Origin of the sequence: Streptomyces sp. NBC_01635 (assembly GCF_045209715.1) — a bacterium.
Taxonomy (GTDB): domain Bacteria; phylum Actinomycetota; class Actinomycetes; order Streptomycetales; family Streptomycetaceae; genus Streptomyces; species Streptomyces hirsutus.
In genome coordinates this window covers 1139302-1158636 of sequence record NZ_CP109277.1, presented here as the reverse complement: position 1 = coordinate 1158636, position 19335 = coordinate 1139302, and the positions used below count along the sequence as shown (strand labels likewise).

The window sequence follows — 19335 nt, the reverse complement described above, 5'->3', positions numbered from 1 at the left end:
CGGCACCCGGGACGTCCAGCGCGCCGCAGCTGCCAGGATTCGTGCACGTGACTCGGCCAGGCCTCCATGACCGATGACCGGCCGCCGCACGGTCATCGCTCGCTCCGGAAAATCTGACCACATCGGCAACGCTTGACGAGGGGCGGAACAGCTGCGCACCGCGAGGTCATGCCCTCGGTCGAGCACCGCGCCCATAAGGGTCTGAGCAGTCGGGCGGATAGCTCCCACCAGCCCACCCGTCAGTGCGAACGCGCCATGAAGGGCTTCCGCAGCGTCGGAGGAGCCCAGCGGTTCCTGTCCGCGTTCAGTGGCATCTCACCCCACTTCTGAAGCTTCTCCCGAAGGACGGCCAGTCGGAGCTGAGCGAATCGACGCTCCTGCGCTCTCGGGCCGATCGGCGCCCGTGACGGCGTACCGGCCCGGGGGAGCAGCGGCATACGCCGCAGTCGCGATGCCGACCGTCCTGGGAGCTTTCGGGTCCATGGGAATGCCGGAGGTCGTGGCCTCGTCCACGATGGCGACAAGAGCACAGCCCTTCAGGCACGTGGTACGGGTCTGTGCACGTCTCTCTGGACGGTTCGACGGACGCGACGGACGCGACGGACGGGAGTACGGAGCACCTCGAAGATGAGGTCGGCAGTCCCGGGACCGCGCTGAGTCGCAGACGTTTTCTGGGAGCCGTCACCGTGGCAGGTGCCTGCGCCGCCGGTACGGCGCTGAGTGGCTGCGACGCACCGGCGGGCGGGGATCCCGGGGCTTCGACCGGGCCGTCCGAGCATTCCCGGCATGGCGACCCCGATTCGAGGGAGTTGGACGTGTAGAAGGCTGAGCACCCCTGGTTGCTGTTCCACCCCCCGGCGACGGTCGCGACGGCAGACACGCCTGCGGGCGTACCCGTGCTGTCGGTCCGCGACCGGTGGGCGGCCGCGGTGGTGGTCGCCGGCTGCGCGGCGGCCGGTGCCGCGCAGCGGACCGCGCGCGACTGGCCGCCGTGCGGGGGCCGTGGGCCGGGTTCCGGGATCTGGTGCCGACGCTGTGCTTCGGCGCGGGCGCGGGCCTGGTGGTGGGACTGCCGGTGTACGCCGCAGCGGTCAGGGCGCGGCGGCGGGCCCAGATTCCGGGGACTGCCGTACGAGGCGGTCCCGACCGCTCCTACCTGCATCTCCCGCACCACGGCATGCAGGCCGGTCCGTATCGGCTCCGTTGGACCGGGACAGGGCCAGCGCTGCCAGAGCCTCGGGAGCACCCGACTGGCCCCGGACGCCGGGGAAGGCGTTGATGTCCACGATCAGTGGGGCGCCGTGGCCGCGGTCGATGATGTCCACGCCGTAGACGTCGAGGGAGAACACCTCTCCGACGCGGTGCACCAGGGCCGGCCATCCGGGCGGCAGGTCGTCGAGGCGGAGTGCTCGTGTGGGGCCGCGTCCCTCGGGGGAGAGTTCGGAGCGGCGCAGGCCGGCGAAGAGCCGGTCGCCGATCGCCCAGAGCTTGTAGTCCCAGCCGTCGTTGGGGGCGAAATCCTGGACCACGACCGGCTCGTCCGGATGGGCGGCGGCCAAGTCCCGCAGGTGCGACGGGCTGTCGACGCGGGCCACCACATCGTGCCGCCGGCTGTGGCGGCTCTTGACCACCGCGGGTCCGGACAGCGCCGGCCCGGCCGCCAGCCGGGCGAGGGTGGTGAAGGTGTGCGTGGCCGCGAAGGGGAGGCCAGCACTCAGGGCCAGTGCGGCCATGGACGTACGGTCCTGGCACAGCGCGGTCGCAGTGGCCGAGTTGATCACGCAGACGCGACGTTGCTCCAGAACCCGGGCGAGTGCGAGGGCATGTGGCGTACGTGCCTTCAGCAGGTAGACGTCAGCGAGCGGTTCGGAAACGGGCGGCGGCGTACGCGGATCCAGCACATCCACGTGGTGGTCGGGCGCGAGCAGGGTCGTAGTGAGGCTCAGTAGCGGGTGGCTGGGCTCAGACGTGATCAGGCCGATTCTCATGCCGTCTTGCCTGCCGTCACGGGGCCCGGAACGGCGCCGAGCGGCGGCTGCGCAGCCGCGGTCGCCCCGCCCGTGCCGGCCGCCAGGGCGAGGACGGCCCTTGCCAGGCGTACCGGCGCGTCGGGGACCTGACGGAAGCTGGGAAAGTCGTTCACGTCGACGACCACAGGGCCATTCGGTCCCAGGACCACGTCCACACCGTACAGATCGAGGCCGTAGACCACGCCGACCTGACCAGCAATCGCGGCGATCTCGGCCGACAGCGGAACGCGGCGCTCCCGTACAGCGTGGTCCGGGTGGAGCGGGGAACGGCGCTCGGTGGCGTACAGCTCGTCGCCGATGCTGTACACCTTGATGTCAACGCCAGAGTTGGGCACGTACGGTTGGGCAATGAGCATGCCCTCCCCCGCCAGGTCGGGGAGCATCTCGGCGAGCCGGCGCGGGGAGGACACCAGGCGCACGGCTCGGCCCGAGCTGCCGTCAGCGGGCTTGACCACGATCGGATACTCCGACTCGGGTATCTCCACGAGCAGTTCGGGCAGCGCGGCCGCGTAGGTCGCAGGCAGGGGCAGCCCGCGGCGGAGGCCGATGGCGGCGGCCAGCGCCTTGTCCCTTACGCCTCGTATCGCCCGGGCATTGTTGATCGTCGTCAGGCCGGCCGAGGCCGCCGCTTCGAGAAGGGTGAGGCCCGGGCCGCCGGAGACCGTCTTGAGCACCCATGCGTCATGAATGCTCGTCTGTACGGCCTCTGTCAGGCGTAACAGGGAGCCGCCGGGGCGCAACACGTCCACTTGGTGTCCCCAGGAGGCGAGTTGGTGGATCACTTCGACGGGCATACCGTCGTGGCGATACTGTTCCTCCACCAGAAAACAGAGTTTCATCGTTCTTCCCCGTCACCGCCGGGCGCCCGTCTTACCGCCTGTCGTCCGGCATTCCGTAATGTCTTGTGGCGTTACAGGATGTCATGACCGGGCGGCCAGGAAGTCGGCTGCTGTCACGGGGCCGGCGGGCCGCGCCGCGGCCGCTCGGTCAGTCGTGCCGGGGACAGGGCGCGGGTAGCGCGCCGGCTCCGCGCCCCGGCCCGCCCGCATCCGCCATCGCACCTCCCGGAGACGTCGAGCGGACCAGTTCAAACGGGTGTGCAGCCACTGCCCGCTGCGTGGGCGCTGCACCACGTCCAGGACCAGACGCGACATCAACGAGCTCGTCGTGGCTGATCCTGGTGGAGCGATGGTTCGCCGAGCTGACGCAGAAGAAGCTCAGGCGCGGTGTCCACCGCTGCGTCCAGGCCCCCGAACGGGCCTTGACCCGGAATCTTGGACACGGGCTATGCGGCTTGGGCCAGGGTAGTTGATGTTGTGTCGAGTGCTGTCTCGTAGGCGATGGGACTGCGTTGTCCGAGGCGAGAGTGCCGGCGTCGGATGTTGTAGCGGTTGAGCCAGCGGAACGCGTCGAGGCGGGCCTCGCGTTCGCTGGGCCAGTGCTTTCGGCCCTGAAGCGTCTCGCGTTTGAACGTCGCATTGAAGGACTCGGCGAGTGCGTTGTCCGCCGAACTGCCGATCGCGCTCATGGACTGGCCGACGCCGGCCTGGCGGCAGGCGTCGGCGAAGGCCCGGCTGGTGTACCGGGCTCCGTGGTCGGTGTGCATGACCGCCCCGGCGAGGCTGCCGCGGGTCCGTTCGGCGGCGGCCAGGGCGTCGGTGACGAGGTCGGTGCGCATATGGTCCGCGATCGCCCAGCCGGCCAGGCGGCGTGAGGCGAGGTCGATGACGGTGGCCAAATACAGGAACTTCCCACCGTCCAGCGGGAGATAGGTGATGTCGCCGACGTACCTTCTGTTCGGCTCGCTTGCCGTGAAATCGCGGCCGATGAGGTCCGGGGCCTTAGCCGCGGCCGGGCCCGCAACCGTGGTGCGGTGTCTGCGGCGCAAGAGCACGCCCGCCAGACCGGCAGCCCGCATCAGCCGCACGATCCGCTTGTGGTTGACGCGCTCGCCCGCCTCGCGGAGCTCGGCGGTGATCCTGGGGACGCCGTAGGTGCCGTCCGACTCGCGGTGCACGGCCCGTATCCGGGCGGCGAGCCGGGCGTCGGCAGCCTGCCGGGCGGCCCGGTCCGCGGCCGTCACGCGCCAGTAGTAGAAGCTGGAGCGGGCGATGCCCAGGATGGTGCACAGCCGCTTCACGCCGTAGCGGCGCTGGTGGTCGGCGACGAACTGGAAGCGTTTCACCAGCGTGTCTCCCCGGCGAAATACTTCGCCGCCTTCCGCAGCACCTCGCGCTCTTCCTCCAGCTCACGGGCCTTTTTGCGCAGGGCGGCGTTCTCCGCCTCCAACGGCATCGGCGGCTCGGCCGGCACCTCCGCCCGGCGCCCCCGGGGCCGGCTCGCTCCGGCCGCCCGGACCCAGTTCCGCAGGGTCTCGGGATTGATCCCCAGATCGGCAGCGACCTGCCTGATCGTCGCCTCGGGCCGCGACTGGTACAGCGCGACCGCGTCCGCCTTGAACTGCGGCGGATAGTTCCTCATGACCACGAGATGCCCGTTCTCAGATCCTCAGGATCCAGTGTCTCGTGTGTCCAGGATCAAGGGTCAAGGCCCGTGCGCCCCTTGCCCCGGCGCCGCAAGCCTCCCCATGCCTTGCACAGGCGCGTGTCGACGACGGGACCATGGTCGCTGGTCAGATCCCGGGTGCGGCCGGTCGCCGGGTCGGCCCAGTCGTCGAGGGCGGGAAAAGGTATCGGTCCGGTAACGGGCGAGCGGTGCGCAGCGGGCACCCCGCACGGAGGATTTCGCCGGCGAAACGCTCGTACGGACGGCGGCGGGCAACCGCGGTGCGCCGTTCCGGGCCGTTGCCGGCCGGGAGGCCCGGCCGGAACGCCCTGGACGGGAGTTGCTCGGGTCAGGGCGTGGCTCTTGCCGCGAGGTACGCGGACCGAGGGCGGCGTCTCCGCGTTCGCTGCCGGGCGGACGGATAGTGTGGGCCCGTCAGCGAAGATCGCGGAAAGACGGAGCACATGGCGGACATCGTGGAGACGGCGGCGCGGAAGGTTTTCGAGCGCTATGACCTGGACGGGGACGGCCTGGTCAGCGCAGACGAGTACCGGAAGGTCGTGGCGGAGCTGGAGGGTTCCGAGATCACCGAGTCGGAGGCCCGGCAACTGATCGATTCGCTCGACGCCAACGGCGACGGCCAGATGTCCTTCGAGGAGTTCTGGGCGGCCATGAACCGTTGACACCACTGGCCCGGCACGCGAGGGCACGCGGGCCCGGCCGTGCCGCCCCGCCCCGCGTACCCTCGGGTGCCCCGGCCGGGGCGGGTGTCACCGTCGACGGGTGAGCGCATGCTCGGAGCCACGACTCGTAGGGTCCGGTGCGGCAGAGCCGTCGGCGTGAGGCGGTCGCCCCGAGAACCAAGGCCCGTGCGAAGCGGGCAAAGAGGCGCACCGTCCGGCGGAGCGCAGTGCATCGGTGGTGGACGCTTCGGCGCCGTTCGGCGACGCGCCGGGGGCCGGCGACGGCTCGACCGTGCGACCGTGCACAGGTCGCTCCTGAGCGTGGTGATGTGCACCGCCCTGTCCGGTCCGGACGATCCGGTGGCCTGCGCGGGGAGGCCCCGGTACTGCCCGGCGACCGTTCCGCCGCGCAGGGCCCGCCACTTGCGGTGCAGCCGCAGGCCGTGCGGTGAGCCGAGCGCCGTCCCGGTGAGCAGGTCGTCCGCCCGTGCAGGGAGAGGTTCCCGGCGAGCACGGCGGCGGCGGTCGTGAACGCTTCGGGCGGGCGCCGGCTCGCCCGGCCGAGGCCTCGGGGGCACCCCCGGACGCCGACCGCGGGGGGGACGAGCCGGATCCGTGCCGCCTTCAGCCGACCTTGCGTCCTCGCATGGGCGCGGTGTCGGCGCCCGCGCCGTGCCGCAACCCGTCCAGGAACTCCCGCAGCACCTCCGGCGCGGTGTATTCCGGCCGCCGGCCCAGTTCCGTGCGGGCGCGGGAGCAGTCCATCAGGGGCAGCCGCAGTACCGCGTCGAAGAGGTGAGGAGAGGCGGGAAGGAGACGGAGCCCCCAGGCGGCGGCGACGGCGGACCGGGCCGCCGTACGCGGCAGCCGCACCGGGCGCAGGCCGAGCATCTCGGCGAGGAGGTCGCTGTCGACCACGGGGTCGGCAGCGAGATTGAAGGCGCCTCGGGCCCCGGTCCGGCACGCGCCGCCGGACCAGGGCGCGGGGAACGGTCCGGCCCGGCCCTGCCGGCCACCGCCGACGGCTGCCGGCCCGGGACGGCGGAAGGGCTCGGACTCCGGGCGACCAGGGTGCACCGCACGCCCCGAGCCCGGGCGGGCGTCACCGGGTGCGGCCCTCACCCTCCCGCGGTCGCTGCGACACTCACTCCAGGAGGCCCGCGACCAGCGTGGCGAACTCGTCCGGGGTGGTGAGGCGGATGCCGAGCTGCTCGGCCTTGGCGCGCTTGGAGCCGGCGCCTTCTCCGGCGACGACGAGGGTGGTCCTTTTGGAAACGCTGGAGGAGGAGCGGCCGCCGGCCCGTTCGATGAGTTCGTTCATCTCGTTGCGGGAGAGCTTCTCCAGGTTTCCGGTCATCGCACCGGTGACCACCACCGTCATGTCGGTCAGCGGGCGGTCCGCCCCGGGCGCCCCGGCCGTGTCCCGGCCGTCGGGATCGGCGTCGGCGGCCGGAGGCGGAGTGGCGCCGGGTTCCGTCATGTTGACGCCCGCCGCGACGAGTTTGTCGATGAGCGGGGCGAGTTCGGCGAGTTCCGAGACGATCGAGGGTGCCTTCTCCGATCCGATGCCGTCCACCCGCTGCATCGTTTCGGCGTCGGCGGAGCGGATGTTGTCCATGGTGGCGAAGTACCGGGCGATGCGCCGGGACATGGACCGGCCGGTGCCGCGGACGCCGAGCGCGCAGAGCACCCGCGACAGCGGCTGCTCCTTGGCCGCGGCGATCGCGGCGAGCAGATTGCCGGTGCTGGTCTCGCCCATCCGCTCCAGGCCGAGCAACTGGTCGTGCCGGAGGGCGAACACGTCGGCGAGATCGGCGACGAGACCCGCGTCGACGAGCTGGACGACACGGGTGGCTCCCAGGCCCTCGATGTCGAGCTGGTCGCGTCCCGCGGCGTAGGAGAGCGAGGCGACCAGGTGGCAGTTGCGGCCCTGCGCGCACCGCCAGCGCTCTCCGCCGGTGTCGATGTCCGACCCGCAACGGGGGCACTGCTCGGGGAAGACGATGGGCTGCTCCTCGCCGGTGCGCAGGTGGGCGACGGGGGCCTCGATGCGGGGGATGACGTCACCGGCGCGATGGACCATGACGTGGTCGCCGAGCCGCAGGTCGCGACGGGTGATGTCGGCCGGGTTGTGCAGGGTGGCGTAGGTGATGGTGGAGCCGTCGACGACCACGGGCTCGAGGACGCCGCGCGGGGCGATGATGCCGGTCCGCCCGACGTTCCACTCCACTTCCAGCAGCCGGGTGATCTTCTCCACGGCCGGCAGCTTGTACGCGATCGCCCACCGGGGCGCGCGGGAGCCGGAGCCGGCGTCCCGCTGGTCTGCGGAGAGGTCGGCCTTGATGACGATCCCGTCGATGCCGAACGGCAACTCGGCCCGCTCCGCGGCGATTTCCTTCACCCGGGACAGGACCTGCTCCGGCGATCCGGCGACGGATTCCGGGACCGCGGTCGTGGCGCTGGTGTGCACGCCGAGCTCGGCGGCCAGGGACATCAGGTCGCTGTGGGGGAGCTCCGCCAGCCGCTCGGAGAGGGGGCCGTCGGTGCCGGGCAGCGGCAGCAGTCCGTAGCCGAAGAACGTCATCGGAACGGTGTAGAGCCGCTCCTTCGCCCGAAGGGTGCCCGCGGCAGCGTTGCGCGGGTTGGCGAACGGCTGACCGCCGTGGCCCGTGCGGGCCTCGTTCGCGTACTCGAACTGGGCCGCCGTCATCAGGACTTCGCCGCGCACCTCCACGGTGACCGGCTCGGCCAGCCGCTCGGGCAGCCCCACGACGGTGCCGATCGCGTGGGAGACGTCCTCCCCGGCGATCCCGTCCCCGCGAGTGATCAGCCGGGTGAGACGACCGTTGCTGTAGCGGGCGACGATCGCGAGCCCGTCCAGCTTCGGGCCCACGCTGAAGCGGGTGACCTCACGGCCGATGCGTCGGTTCAGGGACGCCGTCCACGCCATGAACTCCTCGGCCGAGAAGACGTTGTCGAGGCTGAGCATCGGCACCGTGTGCGGTATGTCGCCCTCCACCGCGCCGCCGGCGACCTTGCCGGTGGGGGAGTCGGGCAGGACCTCGTCCGGGTGCTCCGCCTCCCAAGCGGCGATCCCGCGGACCAGTCGGTCGTAGGTGTCGTCGTCCAACGGCGAGGTGCCGCCCTCGTAATAGGCGGCCGCCGCACTCACGGCGTTCTCGACCGCCTGGGCGTAGGCGGCGGCATCCACGATCACTGCTGCGGGAGTTGTCATGATCGGCATCATGCCGTCCACCACTGACAACGGGCCCGGACGCCGTCCCGCACCGATCCGCACCGGCCTGCCGTCGATGCCGTGAGGCCGATGGCGGCTCCGATTCTTCAGCCGGTTCCTCACAGCCGGTTCCTCGCGGACCGAGTCGTCGCAGACCGATTCGTCGGACGATGCCGAGCCGTTGCCTGCGTCACCGCCCAACGGATGCCTCCATATGGGTGGATACCTACGGTTCATGTCCCAGTGGTTGCTTGTATGCCCTCAGTTCGTATAGGCGGGATTCGATCCAAGTGTCCCAACGGAGCGCATCGCGTTCCTCATCGGCATGCCGGGCCCCCTCGGCGGTCACCAGGATCGAGAGACACGTGAACATTCCCACCTCGTTGCGCAGGGCCAAGACCCCTGTGGTTCTGACGGCAGCCGTACTGCTGGCGGTGAGCGCGTGCGGCAGTGCCGAGGCGGGGTCGGACGGCAGCGACGGTGAGGGGGGCAAGCCGACGGGAACCGTCCAGGTGGACGGTTCCAGCACGGTGGCTCCGTTGTCCACGGTGGCGGCCGAGCTCTTCCGGGCGGAGAACCCCGGTGTCGAGGTCGCCGTCGGCACGTCCGGAACCGGTGGCGGTTTCGAGAAGTTCTGCCACGGCGAGACCGACATCTCCAACGCCTCGCGCGTGATCGAGGACGTCGAGGCGTCGGCCTGCAGGCTGAAGGGTGTCGAGTACCAGGAGCTCCAGGTCGCCGGCGACGGCCTGTCCGTCGTGGTGAGCAAGGACAACGACTTCGTCGAGTGCCTCACGGTGGATCAGCTGAGGATGATCTGGCAGCCCGGTTCGAAGATAGACAACTGGAACCAGGTCGATGCCACGTTCCCCGACCAGAAACTGGAACTGTTCGGTCCCGGCACGGACTCGGGCACCTTCGACTACTTCACCGGTGCCGTCAACGGCGAGGAGGGCGCCTCGCGCACCGACTACGCGGCGAACGAGGACGACGACCTCATCGTGCGGGGCGTCTCGGGCTCGGTGGGCGGCATGGGCTACTTCGGCCACTCCTACTACGAGGAGAACAAGGATCAGCTGAAGGCCCTGGCGATCGACGGCGGCGACGGCTGCGTCGCCCCGACCGTGGAGGCCGTTCAGAACGGCAGCTACAAGCCGCTGGCGCGGCCGCTGTTCATCTACCCGAGGGCGTCCTCGCTGGAGAAGCCGGAGGTCGCGGCGTTCCTCGATTACTACGTCGAGAACAACAAGCGCATCGCCGAGAAGGCCAACTTCGTGCCGCTCAGCGCGGAGCAGGATGCCGAGCTGCGCAAGGACCTCGATGCTCTCAAGGCGAAGCAGGCGAAGCAGGAGTCCTGAGCAGGAGCACTGCCCGTCGTCCGGTGTTCAACGGCCCGGCGTGTGCAGGGTTGTCGGAGGGTCTGTGGCGCAGGCGAACCCCTGGTGAACAGGCGGGAAGGACTGGCTTTCCGCACCGGAGGGGCCCCTGGCCCGGACCTATGCTGAATGGATGGCTATCTCTTCGTACGGCGTGCGGGCGGAGACGGCGCCGGACGGCTCGGAAGCGTCCGCGACGGGCCTGGCCCGCCTGTTGATCGACCGCGGCGAGGCCGAGCGGCTCGCCGCGGTGCTGAAGGCCATCGCCGACCCGACGCGACTGCAGTTGCTGCGCCTCATCGAGCGGGCTCCCCGGGGGGAAGCGTGCGTCTGTGACCTCACGGACTGCCTGGGTCTGCGGCAGCCCACCGTCAGTCATCACCTCAAGGTCATGACCGAGTCCGGACTGCTGAACCGCGAGCGGCGAGGCACCTGGGTCTGGTACTCCGTCGACCCCGCCGGGCTGCGCCGGGTGCGCGAGGTCCTGGAGCCCGTGAGCCCGCAGGAGCCGGTGGCGGTCTGACCCTCCTGTGCCGCCGGGATCCGCTCGGCCGGCCTCGCGGGCGGACCGCTCGGGCCGGCGGCCGAGGCCGCCGTCGAGGCCTCCGCCGACCGTGTCGAACTCGCCCTCCCCGACACCGGAGTCTGCGGCGGCGCCGGCCTCTTCGACGCTCCCGAGAGCGAGCAGGGCGGAGGCGGATGTTGCGCCGCACCGGCACCCGCCCTGGTGCGGCTCGGCGCCGCTCCGGTCGCGGAGCCGGAGCGGGACCGAGCGTATTCACGGGACCCGCGTCCGGTCAGCGTGGGGCGCGGATGCTGTCGATGATGCGGGTCCAGTTGTCGCTGCCGTGCCCGTTGTCGATCGCGCGCCCGTAGTGGGACTGCACGGCCAGGGGGAGCGTGAGATCGAGACCGAGTGACGTGCTGGTCTCCACGATGTGGTCGGACGTCGCACCCATCATGGTGACCGTGCTGAGATCGCCGGGATGCTCTCCGGCATCCAGCGCGGCGCCGGGGGAGTCTTCGCCGGCCCTCAGGATGTCGCCGATCGAATCGGCGAAGGAAAGCAACACCGGCAGCGCCTCCCCGGCCTTCATTCCCGCGGTGCCCAGCATCGCGGTCGCGTGCATCAGTCCGGACAGGGTGGTGAGGAACACCGCGAGCTGGGCTTGGTACATCATCTGGGCGAGGCCCGGGTCCTCGCCCAGATGCTTCGGAGTGCCGAGCGGTGTCAACGCCGCCAGGTGGCGCTCCAGCACCTCACCGCGGCCGCTGTAGTAGACATGGGCCGCCTCCGTGCCGACCATCGGCGCGGGGACCATGACGCCACCGGTGAGGAAGTCGGCGCCGTGGCCCGCGGCCCAGGCCGCCGCCTCGCGTGTGCGGTCGGGAGTGTCGGAGCTCAGGTTGACCAGCGTCCGCCCGGCGAGCGATGAGGTGGCGCCGTCGAGGGCGTCGTACATCGCCCGGTAGTCGGTGAGGCTGAGGATCACGAGGTCGCTCGCTTCGACCGCCTCGCCGGGTGTCGCCGCGCGTGTCGCTCCGTCGGCGACGACACCGTCGGCCCGGCCGGCGGTGCGGTTCCAGACGGTGACCGGGTGGCCGGCGGTGAGGAGGGTGCGGGTCATCGCCTGCCCCATCGGGCCGAGCCCGATCATGGTGACAGCGCTGTTCCGCCGGGTGGTGTGGTTCCGTCGTTCGTTCACCCCTCCATGCTCGAAGAGCGCCCCTATTCTCGGAAGTACCCACTATTTACTGCGGTACTTACCTATTAGTAAGGGGAATCGGCGATGGCCAAGGCGTCGAGACGCGGGCCTTACATCTGTGGCATCGAAGCCGCGCTCGACGTGGTGAGCGGCAAGTGGAAGGGGCAGATCCTCTGGGAACTCGACGTCCATGGCGTACGCCGTTTCGCCGAGCTGCGCCGCGGTCTGCCGGGAGTGAGCGAGAAGATGCTCACCCAGCACCTGCGGGAGATGGAGGAGGACGGGCTCGTGCACCGTGAGGTCCACGCGGAGGTGCCGCCGCGGGTGGAGTACTCCCTGACCGGCCACGGGCGCGCGCTCAATCAAGCGCTCGGACCGCTCGGTGCCTGGGGCGTCGAGCGGATGCGTCGCGAAGGCTCCGAAACGGCCGGCGTTGCCGAGCCCTCGCACGGCTGAGCGTCCCGGCCGCCACACCGACGACGGCCGCACGCGCGGACCGGGAGCGGACGGAGCGGGCGGACGGTCGTCAGGCGGGCCGGGGAGTTTCAGGCGCGGAGACGTGGGTGATCAGGCGCAAGGCGGCCGCGACGGTGTCCCCCAGGGGCGGTCCCTTTGCCGGGTCGGGCCGTAGGGCCCAGTCCTCCACCGCGATGCGCAGCGCGGTGTTCAGTACGCCCGCCTCCATGCGGACGGCGAGGCCGTCGGCGGGGCGGCCGGTGCGGTCGGCGATCATCGCGGCGAACTCGGCCTCGGCGTCGTAGTGCGCCTCCAGCCATACGGCACGCAGGCCCGGTTCGTCCCGGCACAGCCGTACCAGGTCGCGCAGGGCCCGCGGATCCTGCTCCGCGCCCGCGCCGTGGTGGGCGTGCAGGACGGACTCGGCGAGGGGGACGGTGCCGTTCCGGCCCTCTACCTCTCGGGCCAGGGCCTCCAGGCCCGTGGTGAGCAGCGGGCGGACGCACTCCTCCTTGGAGCGGAAGTACCGCCACAGGGTGCGGGTGGAGATCCCCGCAGCGGAGGCGATGTCCTCCGCGGTGGTCGCGGCCACGCCCTGCGCGACGAACAGCCGTACTGCTTCCTCGGCGATCTCCCGGCGCGTCTCGGCGCGCCGCCGCTCCGTCAAGGGCGGTCGCCCCGTGGCGCCACCGGCCCGTCCGGTCATGTACGCCCCCTCGCTCGCTGTGAACACCCTATTTTATGTCGTGTGATGCCGTAATGGCGCACCATGCCTTTGTGTCACACTGCGCCAATAAGCCAGTACGCTGGTGCACGCCGGTGAACGCCGACGGTCCGTCGGCACATCGGCATGTCCCTACGTCGAGCAGAGGAGTTCTCATGGGTGCCACATCCGGTGCGGGCTTGTCCGGCAAGAGCGTCGTTGTCACCGGGGCCGCCTCCGGCATCGGCCGCGCTGCCGCGCTGCGGTTCGCCGCCGAGGGGGCCGAGGTCGTCGTCGCCGACCTGAACGCCGACGGGGCGGGGAGCGTCGTCGACGAGATCCGGTCGGCGGGCGGCACGGCGGTCGCCGTCGCGGGAGACCTGAGCGACGGCGCGGTGGTCGACGAGGTCGTGGCCACCGCGGTCGACGCCTTCGGCGGGGTCGACGTCCTGGTCAACAACGCGGGAGTGATGGACAGCATGTCCGCGCCGGTGGATGTCACCGACGCCGAGTGGGACCGCGTCCTGCGCATCAACCTCACGGCGCCGTTCCTGCTGACGCGTGCCGTGCTGCCGCACATGCTCTCCGCCGGTGGTGGAGCCGTCGTCAACACCGCCTCCGAGGCGGCGCTGCGCGGCAGCGCGGCGGGCACCGCGTACACCGTCTCCAAGCACGGCCTCCTCGGCCTCACCCGCTCCCTCGCCGTGATGTACCGGGACCAGGGCATCCGCGCCAACGCCATTGTCCCGGGCGGCACGATGACCGGTATCGCGACCGGCCTCGACGTCGACCGGGAGGCCCACGGGCCCGCCGTCGTCGGCCGGTACATGGTCAACATGGGGCGCATCAGCGAACCGGAGGAGCAGGCCGCCGCCATCGTCTTCCTCGCCTCCGACGCGGCGAGCAGCATCAACGGCGTCGTCCTGCCGGTGGACAACGGCTGGTCGGCGGTCTGACTCCGCCCGGACCCGAGGTCGCCGGACGCGTTCCGTCCACCGGCGCGGACACTCCCGCTGTCGTATGCGGCAGGGCGGCGCTCCTCGTACGGTGTGGTCGTCCGTCACTCGGCGGGCGCCGTCACCGCCGTCATCGGCCTGCTGCTCCTGCCGTCCCTCCTCGGCCCGCCCTTCGGCGGCGCCCGGGCGTGGATCGCGGGCATCTCGCCCACGGCGGCCCTGGAGAAGCTCACCCAGACCTCCGACGCGACCGCGGGGACGCCAGGCGGCCTCGGCCCCGGCCGTCCCTGCTGCTGGTCGCCGGGTGCACGGCGGCGCTGCTCCTGATCGCGGCCGGGACGTTCCGGGGACGGGACGCGTGAGCACCGGCGCCGGATCGTCAACGGCGGGGCATGGCGAGATCATGGAACCCCGGTGAAGAGCAGTCCCCTCCGTGCAAGGAGCGTCACCCATGAGCGACCGTGCCCCCACCGTGCTCGCCGGCCTCGACGGCATCCGCCCGTATTTTGAGGACGTCTACGAGGACCTGCACCGGCACCCCGAACTCGGACTGCGGGAACACCGCACGGCGGGGAAGGGGGCCGAGGCCCTGCGCTCGTTCGGCTACGAGGTCACCGACGGGATCGGCGGCACCGGCGTGATCGGCGTGCTGGCCAACGGCGCCGGCCCGACCGTCATGGCGCGCGCCGACATGGACGCCCTCCCCGTGCGTGAACGGACCGGTCTGCCCTACGCCTCCACCGCGACCGTGACCGGCCCGGACGGCACCGAGCAGCCCGTCATGCACGCCTGCGGACACGACGTGCACGTGACCTGCCTGCTCGGCTGTGCGCGGCTGCTGGCCGAGAACCGGGACGCCTGGCGGGGCACCTTCGTGGCGCTCCTCCAGCCCTCGGAGGAGAACGGCGAGGGCGCCGAGGCCATGATCGCCGACGGTCTCACCTCCACGTCGCCCCGGCCCGACGTGGTGCTCGCCCAGCACGTCCTGCCCTATCCGGCCGGCTACGTCGGCACCCGCACCGGGCCGTTCCTGTCGGCGGCGGACAGCCTGCGCATCACCGTCCACGGGCGCGGGGCGCACGGTGCCATGCCCCAGGCAGCGGTGGACCCCGTGGTCATGGCCGCCATGATCGTCGTACGCCTGCAGACCGTGGTGTCCAGGGAGCTGGCCGCCACGACCCCCGCCGTGGTCACGGTCGGCAGCATCCACGCCGGTTCCGGCCCCAACGTCATCCCCGACAGCGCGGTCGTCGAACTCAACGTGCGCACCTACGACGACGCCACCCGCGCCCACGTCCTGGACGCGATCGGCCGGATTGTCCGTGCCGAGTGCGAGGCGTCCCGGTCGCCGAAGGCACCCGAGATCGAGCGGATCGCCTCCTTCCCGCCCACCGTCAACGACGAGGCGGTGACCCGGCGGGTCACCGAGGCGTTCGCCGCGCACTTCGGCGACGACGCGCACACCATCGACCTGCAGACCGCGAGCGAGGACATGAGCGAGATCCCCGCCGCGTTCGGCGTGCCGTTCACCTACTGGGGCATCGGCGGCACCGACCCCGCCCGCCATGCCGAGGCCGTCCGCAGCGGCACCGTCGCCGAGGACATCCCGGTCAACCACAGCCCCTTCTTCGCCCCGGTGGTCCAGCCCACCCTGGACACCGGCGTGCGCGCGCTGACCGTGGCCGCCCTCGCCTGGCTCGGCACCTGACCGGGCGCCCGGCCCGCGTCCCGGGCATGCCCCGCCGCACAGGCCCTACGGCACCCCGAGTTCGAACAGGACGTACCCCGCGTACGACCCGGAAGCCAGCGCCGCCGTCCCGAGCACGGTGACCAGGGAGGGCAGCCGGAGCCGGCGCATGGCCAGGGCGAGCGGGATCAGGAGCGGGAACAGGGGGAGGAGATAGCGCGAGACGTTGCCGAAGTACTGCTGGGTGCCCATCACCATCAGATACGACAGCACCGTGTACACGACGAGCACGGCCGGTGGGCGCAGCCGAACCAGCAGCACGGTGAGGACCGGCACGAGCAGGACCACCCCGACACCGATGACGTCCTCGAAGGGCATCGCGAACAGATAGTCGAAATGACCCACGGGGACCGAGGTCAGGACGTCGAGGCTGTGCCGGCCGTAGTCGAAGGTGTGGCCCCACGCGCCGTCCTGGAGCTTGCCGTACCCACCCCAGTCGCCCATGCGGTGGCCGACCCAGCCGAGGTAGCCGAGCGTCCCCAGCGGGGCGACGGCCACCGCGAGCAGCGGACGGCGGACACCCTCCCGCCGTCGGCACACCGCGATCAGCCCGGCGACGGCGAGGGCCGCGACCAGGGTGACGGCGGTCGGCCGGGCGAGCCCGGCGAAGAACGTGAGCAGCCCGGCGGTGAGCCAGCGGCGGGTCATGACGGCGTGGCAGGCCCATACGGCCAGGGCCGTGTACAGCGACTCGGAGTACACCGCCCACTCGGCGCCGGAACCAGGCCACACCGCCCACAGGCCGACGGCGACCAGACCGGCCCGGCGACCGCCCAGCCGGGACGTGACCGCGTGGATGCCGAGCGCCGCGACGAACGAGGAGACGACGGAGACGGTCATCCCGGCGCCGTACGGGCCGAGCCCGGTGAGCTCCTGGACCAGCCGCATCAGCGTCGGGTAGAGGGGGAAGAACGCCGCCGAGTTGCCCTCGAGGGTGATCATGCCGGTCGCGCCGGGGACGGGCTCCAGGGCCGGGTCGTACCCGTGTAGGGCGATCTGCTGGTACCACCAGCCGTCCCAGCTGCCCAGCACGTCCCAGGTGCGGGCGCCGCCGCCGAAGCGGGGATGCTTCTCGCGGAAGTCGCCGGCCGAGTCGAGCAGGTACATGAAGACGGCGAAGCCGAGGAGCTTCAGCACGCCGTACGTCGCGAGGACGGGTCCATGGCGCGCGACGGCGCGCCGCAGCCGCTCCCGAGGGCTCCGGCCGGTGTTCCCCGGAGGGGAGACGACGGAGACGTCGGGCCAGGGCGTCGGACTCGGCGCCCGGTCTGCGCGGTCTGCGGGGTCCGACGGGGCGGCCGGGTGACCGGCCCGGAGGGTGCCGCTCATGAGGCGGAGGTTCCTCTCGTGCGGCGGGCGCCGCGGCCGGGGAACACCCAGGCCCGCAGGAGGAGGAACCGCAGCAGGGTCGCGGCGAGGTTGGCGAGGACCAGGGCCAGCAGTTCCGGACCCGGTCCGGCCTCGGGCGCGGTGCGGTCCAGAACGGCCAGCGAACCGCTGGTGAGCGCGAGGCCGACCAGGAAGGCGGCCAGCCCCTTGAGCTGGTGCCCGAGCACCCCGTGCCGGCCGCGCACACCGAAGGTCAGCCGCCGGTTCGCGGCGGTGTTGGCGACCGCGCTGGCCAGCAGGGCGAGCGCGTTGGCCGCCTGGGCGCCGGTGAAGGACCGGAGCGCCGTGTAGAGCAGCAGGTGGCACAGGGTGCTGGCGGCACCGACCGCGGCGAAGCGCAGCAGCTGACCGGCCAGGCCCGGCGGCAGCTCCGCGACCCGCTCGAGACCGCCGCCCCGGCGCAGCGCGGTCAGCGGCAGCCGGCCACCGGCCAGGGCACGCCCCAGCCGGGCCATGCCGCGCAGATCCGCCAGCGCCGTGGACACGATGTGGACCCGGCTGTCGGGATCGTCCACCCAGTCGACCGGCACCTCGTGGATACGCAGTCCGGCCCGCTCGGCGATCACCAGCAGTTCGGTGTCGAAGAACCACCCCCGGTCCTCCACCAGCGGCAGCAGCCGCTCGGCGACGTCGCGGCGTACGGCCTTGAAGCCGCACTGCGCGTCGGAGAACCCCACGGCGAGGGTGCCGCGCAGCAGGCCGTTGTAGCAGCGGGAGACGATCTCCCGCTTCGGGCCGCGCACCACATGGGAGCCGCGCGCCAGCCGGGTGCCGATCGCGAGGTCCGAATGCCCGGAGATCAGCGGGGCGACGAGCGGCAGCAGGGCCGCGAGATCGGTGGACAGGTCGACGTCCAGATAGGCGAGGACCGGGGAGCGGGACCCGGACCAGGCGGTGTGCAGCGCGCGGCCGCGTCCCTTCTCGGCCAGCCGGATCCAGTACGTACCGGGCAGTTCCCGAGCCAGCCGCGCGGCGATCCGCGGGGTGGCGTCGGTGCTGGCGTTGTCGGCGACGGTGATCCGGAAGGAGTACGGGAACGTCTCCACGAGGTAGGCGTGGAGGCGCCGGATGCACCGCTCCAGATCCTTCTCCTCGTTGTGCACGGGAACGACCACGTCGAGCACGGGGTCCGGGCGGCCGTCGTCGTCGTCGCCGTCGCCGTCGTCCGCCGGCGGCGTACGACGCGGCAGGAGCACGGGCGAGGCGGGTGCGGTGGGAGCGGCGGGTGTGCGGCGGTCGGCCGGCGTCGGCCGCCTGGCGGTTCTCATGACTGGTTCACGGTCACTTTCCGGCGTGCGGCACGACCCCTGTTATGAGGTGAGCATGCCAATGCGCTCGTGAGGGTGGTCGGAGGGAGAGGCCCGGGGCCGAACGGCGCCCCGGGCGGGGCGTGCGGCGTAGTGCGGTGCTGCGCTGTGCGGCGCGGCGGCTACCCGCTGCCGGCCGACTCGAGGCCGGCCGAGAAGGAGGGCGAGTGCGGGGGCTCGGAGGTGGACGGGGGCGGAGTCGGCGTCGAGGTCACGAGTGGTGAGGAGGACACTGGCGTCCGTTCGCTCCCGCTCGTCGTGGCGGGCGGTGACGTCGAGGTCGGCGTACCGCTTCCCACGGCGCTGGTGGCGGGGGCCGTGGTGACGGGCGGGCTCATGGGCGGGTGGGAGGTGCGGGGAGCGGAGCTCGTCGCCGTCGGAGTGGGCGTCGGGAGCACCGGGGGCGGCGTCGGACTGGTCGCGGGCAGCGGACGGTGATCGGCGGGTGGCTGGGAGCCGGAGCCGAGGCCGGGCAGCAGGGCGAGTCCGGCGCTGAGCCCGGCCACCGCCAGGGCCGAGCCGCCCGCCCGCCACAGTGTCCGGGACCGGTGGCGGGCCCGGATGCCCTGGTGCAGCCGCTTCTGCTGCTCGGAATCGAAGGGGGTCTGCTGCCGGGGGGCGCGCATCATGCGCGTCAGTTCCCGCTCGAAGTCGTCCATCGGTTCTCCCTTCACCCCACGGGCCTGACGGCGTCGGACAGGATCTGCCGCAGTCGCGCCACGCCCCTCGAGGCGTGGGACCGGGCGGTGCCCACCGGACAGCCGAGAATCTGCGCCACCTGGGCCTCGGGCAGGTCCTCGCAGTAGCGCAGCACCACCGCGGCCCGCTGCCGGGGCGGCAACAGGGCCAGTGCGGCCTCCAGCCGCGAGCGTTCCGCCACGACCGACGACACATCGCCCGGTTCGGGCCGGTCGGGCAGCTGTTCCACCGGACGCTCGCCCCACCAGCGCCGCCGGGCGGAACGGGCCGCCATCCGCACGAGCACCTGACGGACGTACGCGTCCGGCGCCTGCTCGGCGACCTTCGGCCAGGCGAACCACAGCTTCACCAGGGACTCCTGCACCAGGTCCTCGGCACGCTGCCGGTCGCCGCCGGTGAGCAGACGCGCGACATGGAGCAGCGCCCCCCAGCGGGCAGCCACGAACTCGTCGAAGCCGTCTGCCCGAAACCGCTCCATCCTCACCGTCCCGTCCGTTCAATCCCCTACACCCGGACAAAGACGCTGGACCCCGCCCCACGATG

General features: G+C 71.9%; 18 protein-coding genes and 2 pseudogenes. 9 read left to right on the top strand and 11 right to left on the bottom strand.

Annotated elements, in window-relative coordinates:
• Nucleotides 1-150 precede the first annotated feature (150 nt).
• Nucleotides 151-315, top strand: a pseudogene (locus tag OHB56_RS05660) (IS6 family transposase); the annotation flags it as partial.
• Between the two features lie 242 nt (nucleotides 316-557).
• Nucleotides 558-821, top strand: a complete 264-nt coding sequence (locus OHB56_RS05655) for a twin-arginine translocation signal domain-containing protein (protein ID WP_406351981.1) — start codon at nucleotides 558-560, stop codon at nucleotides 819-821.
• Nucleotides 822-1091: 270 nt separating this feature from the next.
• Here the strand turns inward: OHB56_RS05655 and OHB56_RS05650 are convergent, their stop codons facing one another.
• The 3 genes from OHB56_RS05650 to OHB56_RS05640 form a co-directional block, all read right to left on the bottom strand.
• Nucleotides 1092-1988 (bottom strand): RimK family alpha-L-glutamate ligase, encoded by an 897-nt coding sequence (locus OHB56_RS05650; RefSeq protein ID WP_406351979.1) that lies wholly within the window; start codon nucleotides 1986-1988, stop codon nucleotides 1092-1094.
• Nucleotides 1985-2869, bottom strand: a complete 885-nt coding sequence (locus OHB56_RS05645) for a RimK family alpha-L-glutamate ligase (RefSeq protein WP_406351977.1) — start codon at nucleotides 2867-2869, stop codon at nucleotides 1985-1987. The genes OHB56_RS05650 and OHB56_RS05645 overlap by 4 nt, the downstream gene beginning before the upstream one ends.
• A 446-nt stretch (nucleotides 2870-3315) precedes the next feature.
• A protein-coding gene (locus OHB56_RS05640) for an IS3 family transposase (RefSeq protein ID WP_406351975.1) occupies nucleotides 3316-4517 on the bottom strand; the annotation gives its coding sequence in 2 pieces (ribosomal slippage) (nucleotides 3316-4226 and nucleotides 4226-4517; 1203 coding nt in all).
• A gap of 482 nt (nucleotides 4518-4999) precedes the next feature.
• Between OHB56_RS05640 and OHB56_RS05635 the strand changes: the two genes are divergently transcribed.
• Nucleotides 5000-5218, top strand: a complete 219-nt coding sequence (locus tag OHB56_RS05635) for an EF-hand domain-containing protein (protein WP_055596811.1) — start codon at nucleotides 5000-5002, stop codon at nucleotides 5216-5218.
• A 624-nt stretch (nucleotides 5219-5842) separates the two neighbouring features.
• On the opposite strand, the pseudogene OHB56_RS05630 reads toward OHB56_RS05635, so the two are convergent.
• A pseudogene (locus OHB56_RS05630) lies at nucleotides 5843-6169 on the bottom strand (NAD-dependent epimerase); the annotation flags it as partial.
• Between the two features lie 193 nt (nucleotides 6170-6362).
• The gene (gene ligA, locus OHB56_RS05625; RefSeq protein ID WP_406351973.1) at nucleotides 6363-8453 is read right to left on the bottom strand and encodes an NAD-dependent DNA ligase LigA; all 2091 of its coding nucleotides are present in this window, start codon (nucleotides 8451-8453) and stop codon (nucleotides 6363-6365) included.
• Between the two features lie 365 nt (nucleotides 8454-8818).
• Here ligA and OHB56_RS05620 point away from each other — a divergent pair, with 365 nt between their 5' ends.
• Both OHB56_RS05620 and OHB56_RS05615 read left to right on the top strand, forming a co-directional pair.
• Nucleotides 8819-9811: a PstS family phosphate ABC transporter substrate-binding protein gene (locus tag OHB56_RS05620; RefSeq protein WP_406351971.1), complete on the top strand. Its 993-nt coding sequence runs from the start codon at nucleotides 8819-8821 to the stop codon at nucleotides 9809-9811.
• Between the two features lie 151 nt (nucleotides 9812-9962).
• Nucleotides 9963-10352: a metalloregulator ArsR/SmtB family transcription factor gene (locus OHB56_RS05615; protein ID WP_326751157.1), complete on the top strand. Its 390-nt coding sequence runs from the start codon at nucleotides 9963-9965 to the stop codon at nucleotides 10350-10352.
• A gap of 274 nt (nucleotides 10353-10626) precedes the next feature.
• Here the strand turns inward: OHB56_RS05615 and OHB56_RS05610 are convergent, their stop codons facing one another.
• The gene (locus tag OHB56_RS05610; protein WP_406358937.1) at nucleotides 10627-11487 is read right to left on the bottom strand and encodes an NAD(P)-dependent oxidoreductase; all 861 of its coding nucleotides are present in this window, start codon (nucleotides 11485-11487) and stop codon (nucleotides 10627-10629) included.
• Nucleotides 11488-11619: 132 nt separating this feature from the next.
• On the opposite strand from OHB56_RS05610, the gene OHB56_RS05605 reads away from it, so the two are divergent.
• Nucleotides 11620-11991, top strand: coding sequence for a helix-turn-helix domain-containing protein (locus OHB56_RS05605; RefSeq protein ID WP_055593424.1), 372 nt, complete (start codon nucleotides 11620-11622; stop codon nucleotides 11989-11991).
• A 70-nt stretch (nucleotides 11992-12061) separates the two neighbouring features.
• Here the strand turns inward: OHB56_RS05605 and OHB56_RS05600 are convergent, their stop codons facing one another.
• Nucleotides 12062-12697 (bottom strand): TetR/AcrR family transcriptional regulator, encoded by a 636-nt coding sequence (locus tag OHB56_RS05600; protein ID WP_406351968.1) that lies wholly within the window; start codon nucleotides 12695-12697, stop codon nucleotides 12062-12064.
• Between the two features lie 173 nt (nucleotides 12698-12870).
• On the opposite strand from OHB56_RS05600, the gene OHB56_RS05595 reads away from it, so the two are divergent.
• The 3 genes from OHB56_RS05595 (at nucleotide 12871) to OHB56_RS05585 (ending at nucleotide 15358) form a co-directional block, all read left to right on the top strand.
• Nucleotides 12871-13650, top strand: a complete 780-nt coding sequence (locus OHB56_RS05595) for an SDR family NAD(P)-dependent oxidoreductase (RefSeq protein ID WP_055629235.1) — start codon at nucleotides 12871-12873, stop codon at nucleotides 13648-13650.
• A gap of 93 nt (nucleotides 13651-13743) precedes the next feature.
• Entirely contained in the window at nucleotides 13744-13977 is a 234-nt protein-coding gene (locus OHB56_RS05590) for a hypothetical protein (RefSeq protein ID WP_406351966.1), read from the top strand.
• 124 nt (nucleotides 13978-14101) lie between these two features.
• Complete coding sequence (locus OHB56_RS05585; RefSeq protein WP_406351965.1) at nucleotides 14102-15358, top strand: M20 family metallopeptidase; 1257 nt, start codon at nucleotides 14102-14104, stop codon at nucleotides 15356-15358.
• Nucleotides 15359-15403: 45 nt separating this feature from the next.
• Here the strand turns inward: OHB56_RS05585 and OHB56_RS05580 are convergent, their stop codons facing one another.
• The 4 genes from OHB56_RS05580 to OHB56_RS05565 form a co-directional block, all read right to left on the bottom strand.
• Nucleotides 15404-16726, bottom strand: coding sequence for a hypothetical protein (locus OHB56_RS05580; RefSeq protein ID WP_406351963.1), 1323 nt, complete (start codon nucleotides 16724-16726; stop codon nucleotides 15404-15406).
• The gene (locus tag OHB56_RS05575; protein WP_406351961.1) at nucleotides 16723-18054 is read right to left on the bottom strand and encodes a glycosyltransferase; all 1332 of its coding nucleotides are present in this window, start codon (nucleotides 18052-18054) and stop codon (nucleotides 16723-16725) included. The genes OHB56_RS05580 and OHB56_RS05575 overlap by 4 nt, the downstream gene beginning before the upstream one ends.
• 161 nt (nucleotides 18055-18215) lie before the next feature.
• On the bottom strand, nucleotides 18216-18752 hold the full coding sequence (locus tag OHB56_RS05570; RefSeq protein ID WP_406351959.1) for a cellulase: 537 nt from the start codon (nucleotides 18750-18752) through the stop codon (nucleotides 18216-18218).
• A gap of 11 nt (nucleotides 18753-18763) precedes the next feature.
• Nucleotides 18764-19270, bottom strand: a complete 507-nt coding sequence (locus OHB56_RS05565; protein WP_406351957.1) for a SigE family RNA polymerase sigma factor — start codon at nucleotides 19268-19270, stop codon at nucleotides 18764-18766.
• Nucleotides 19271-19335 lie beyond the last annotated feature (65 nt).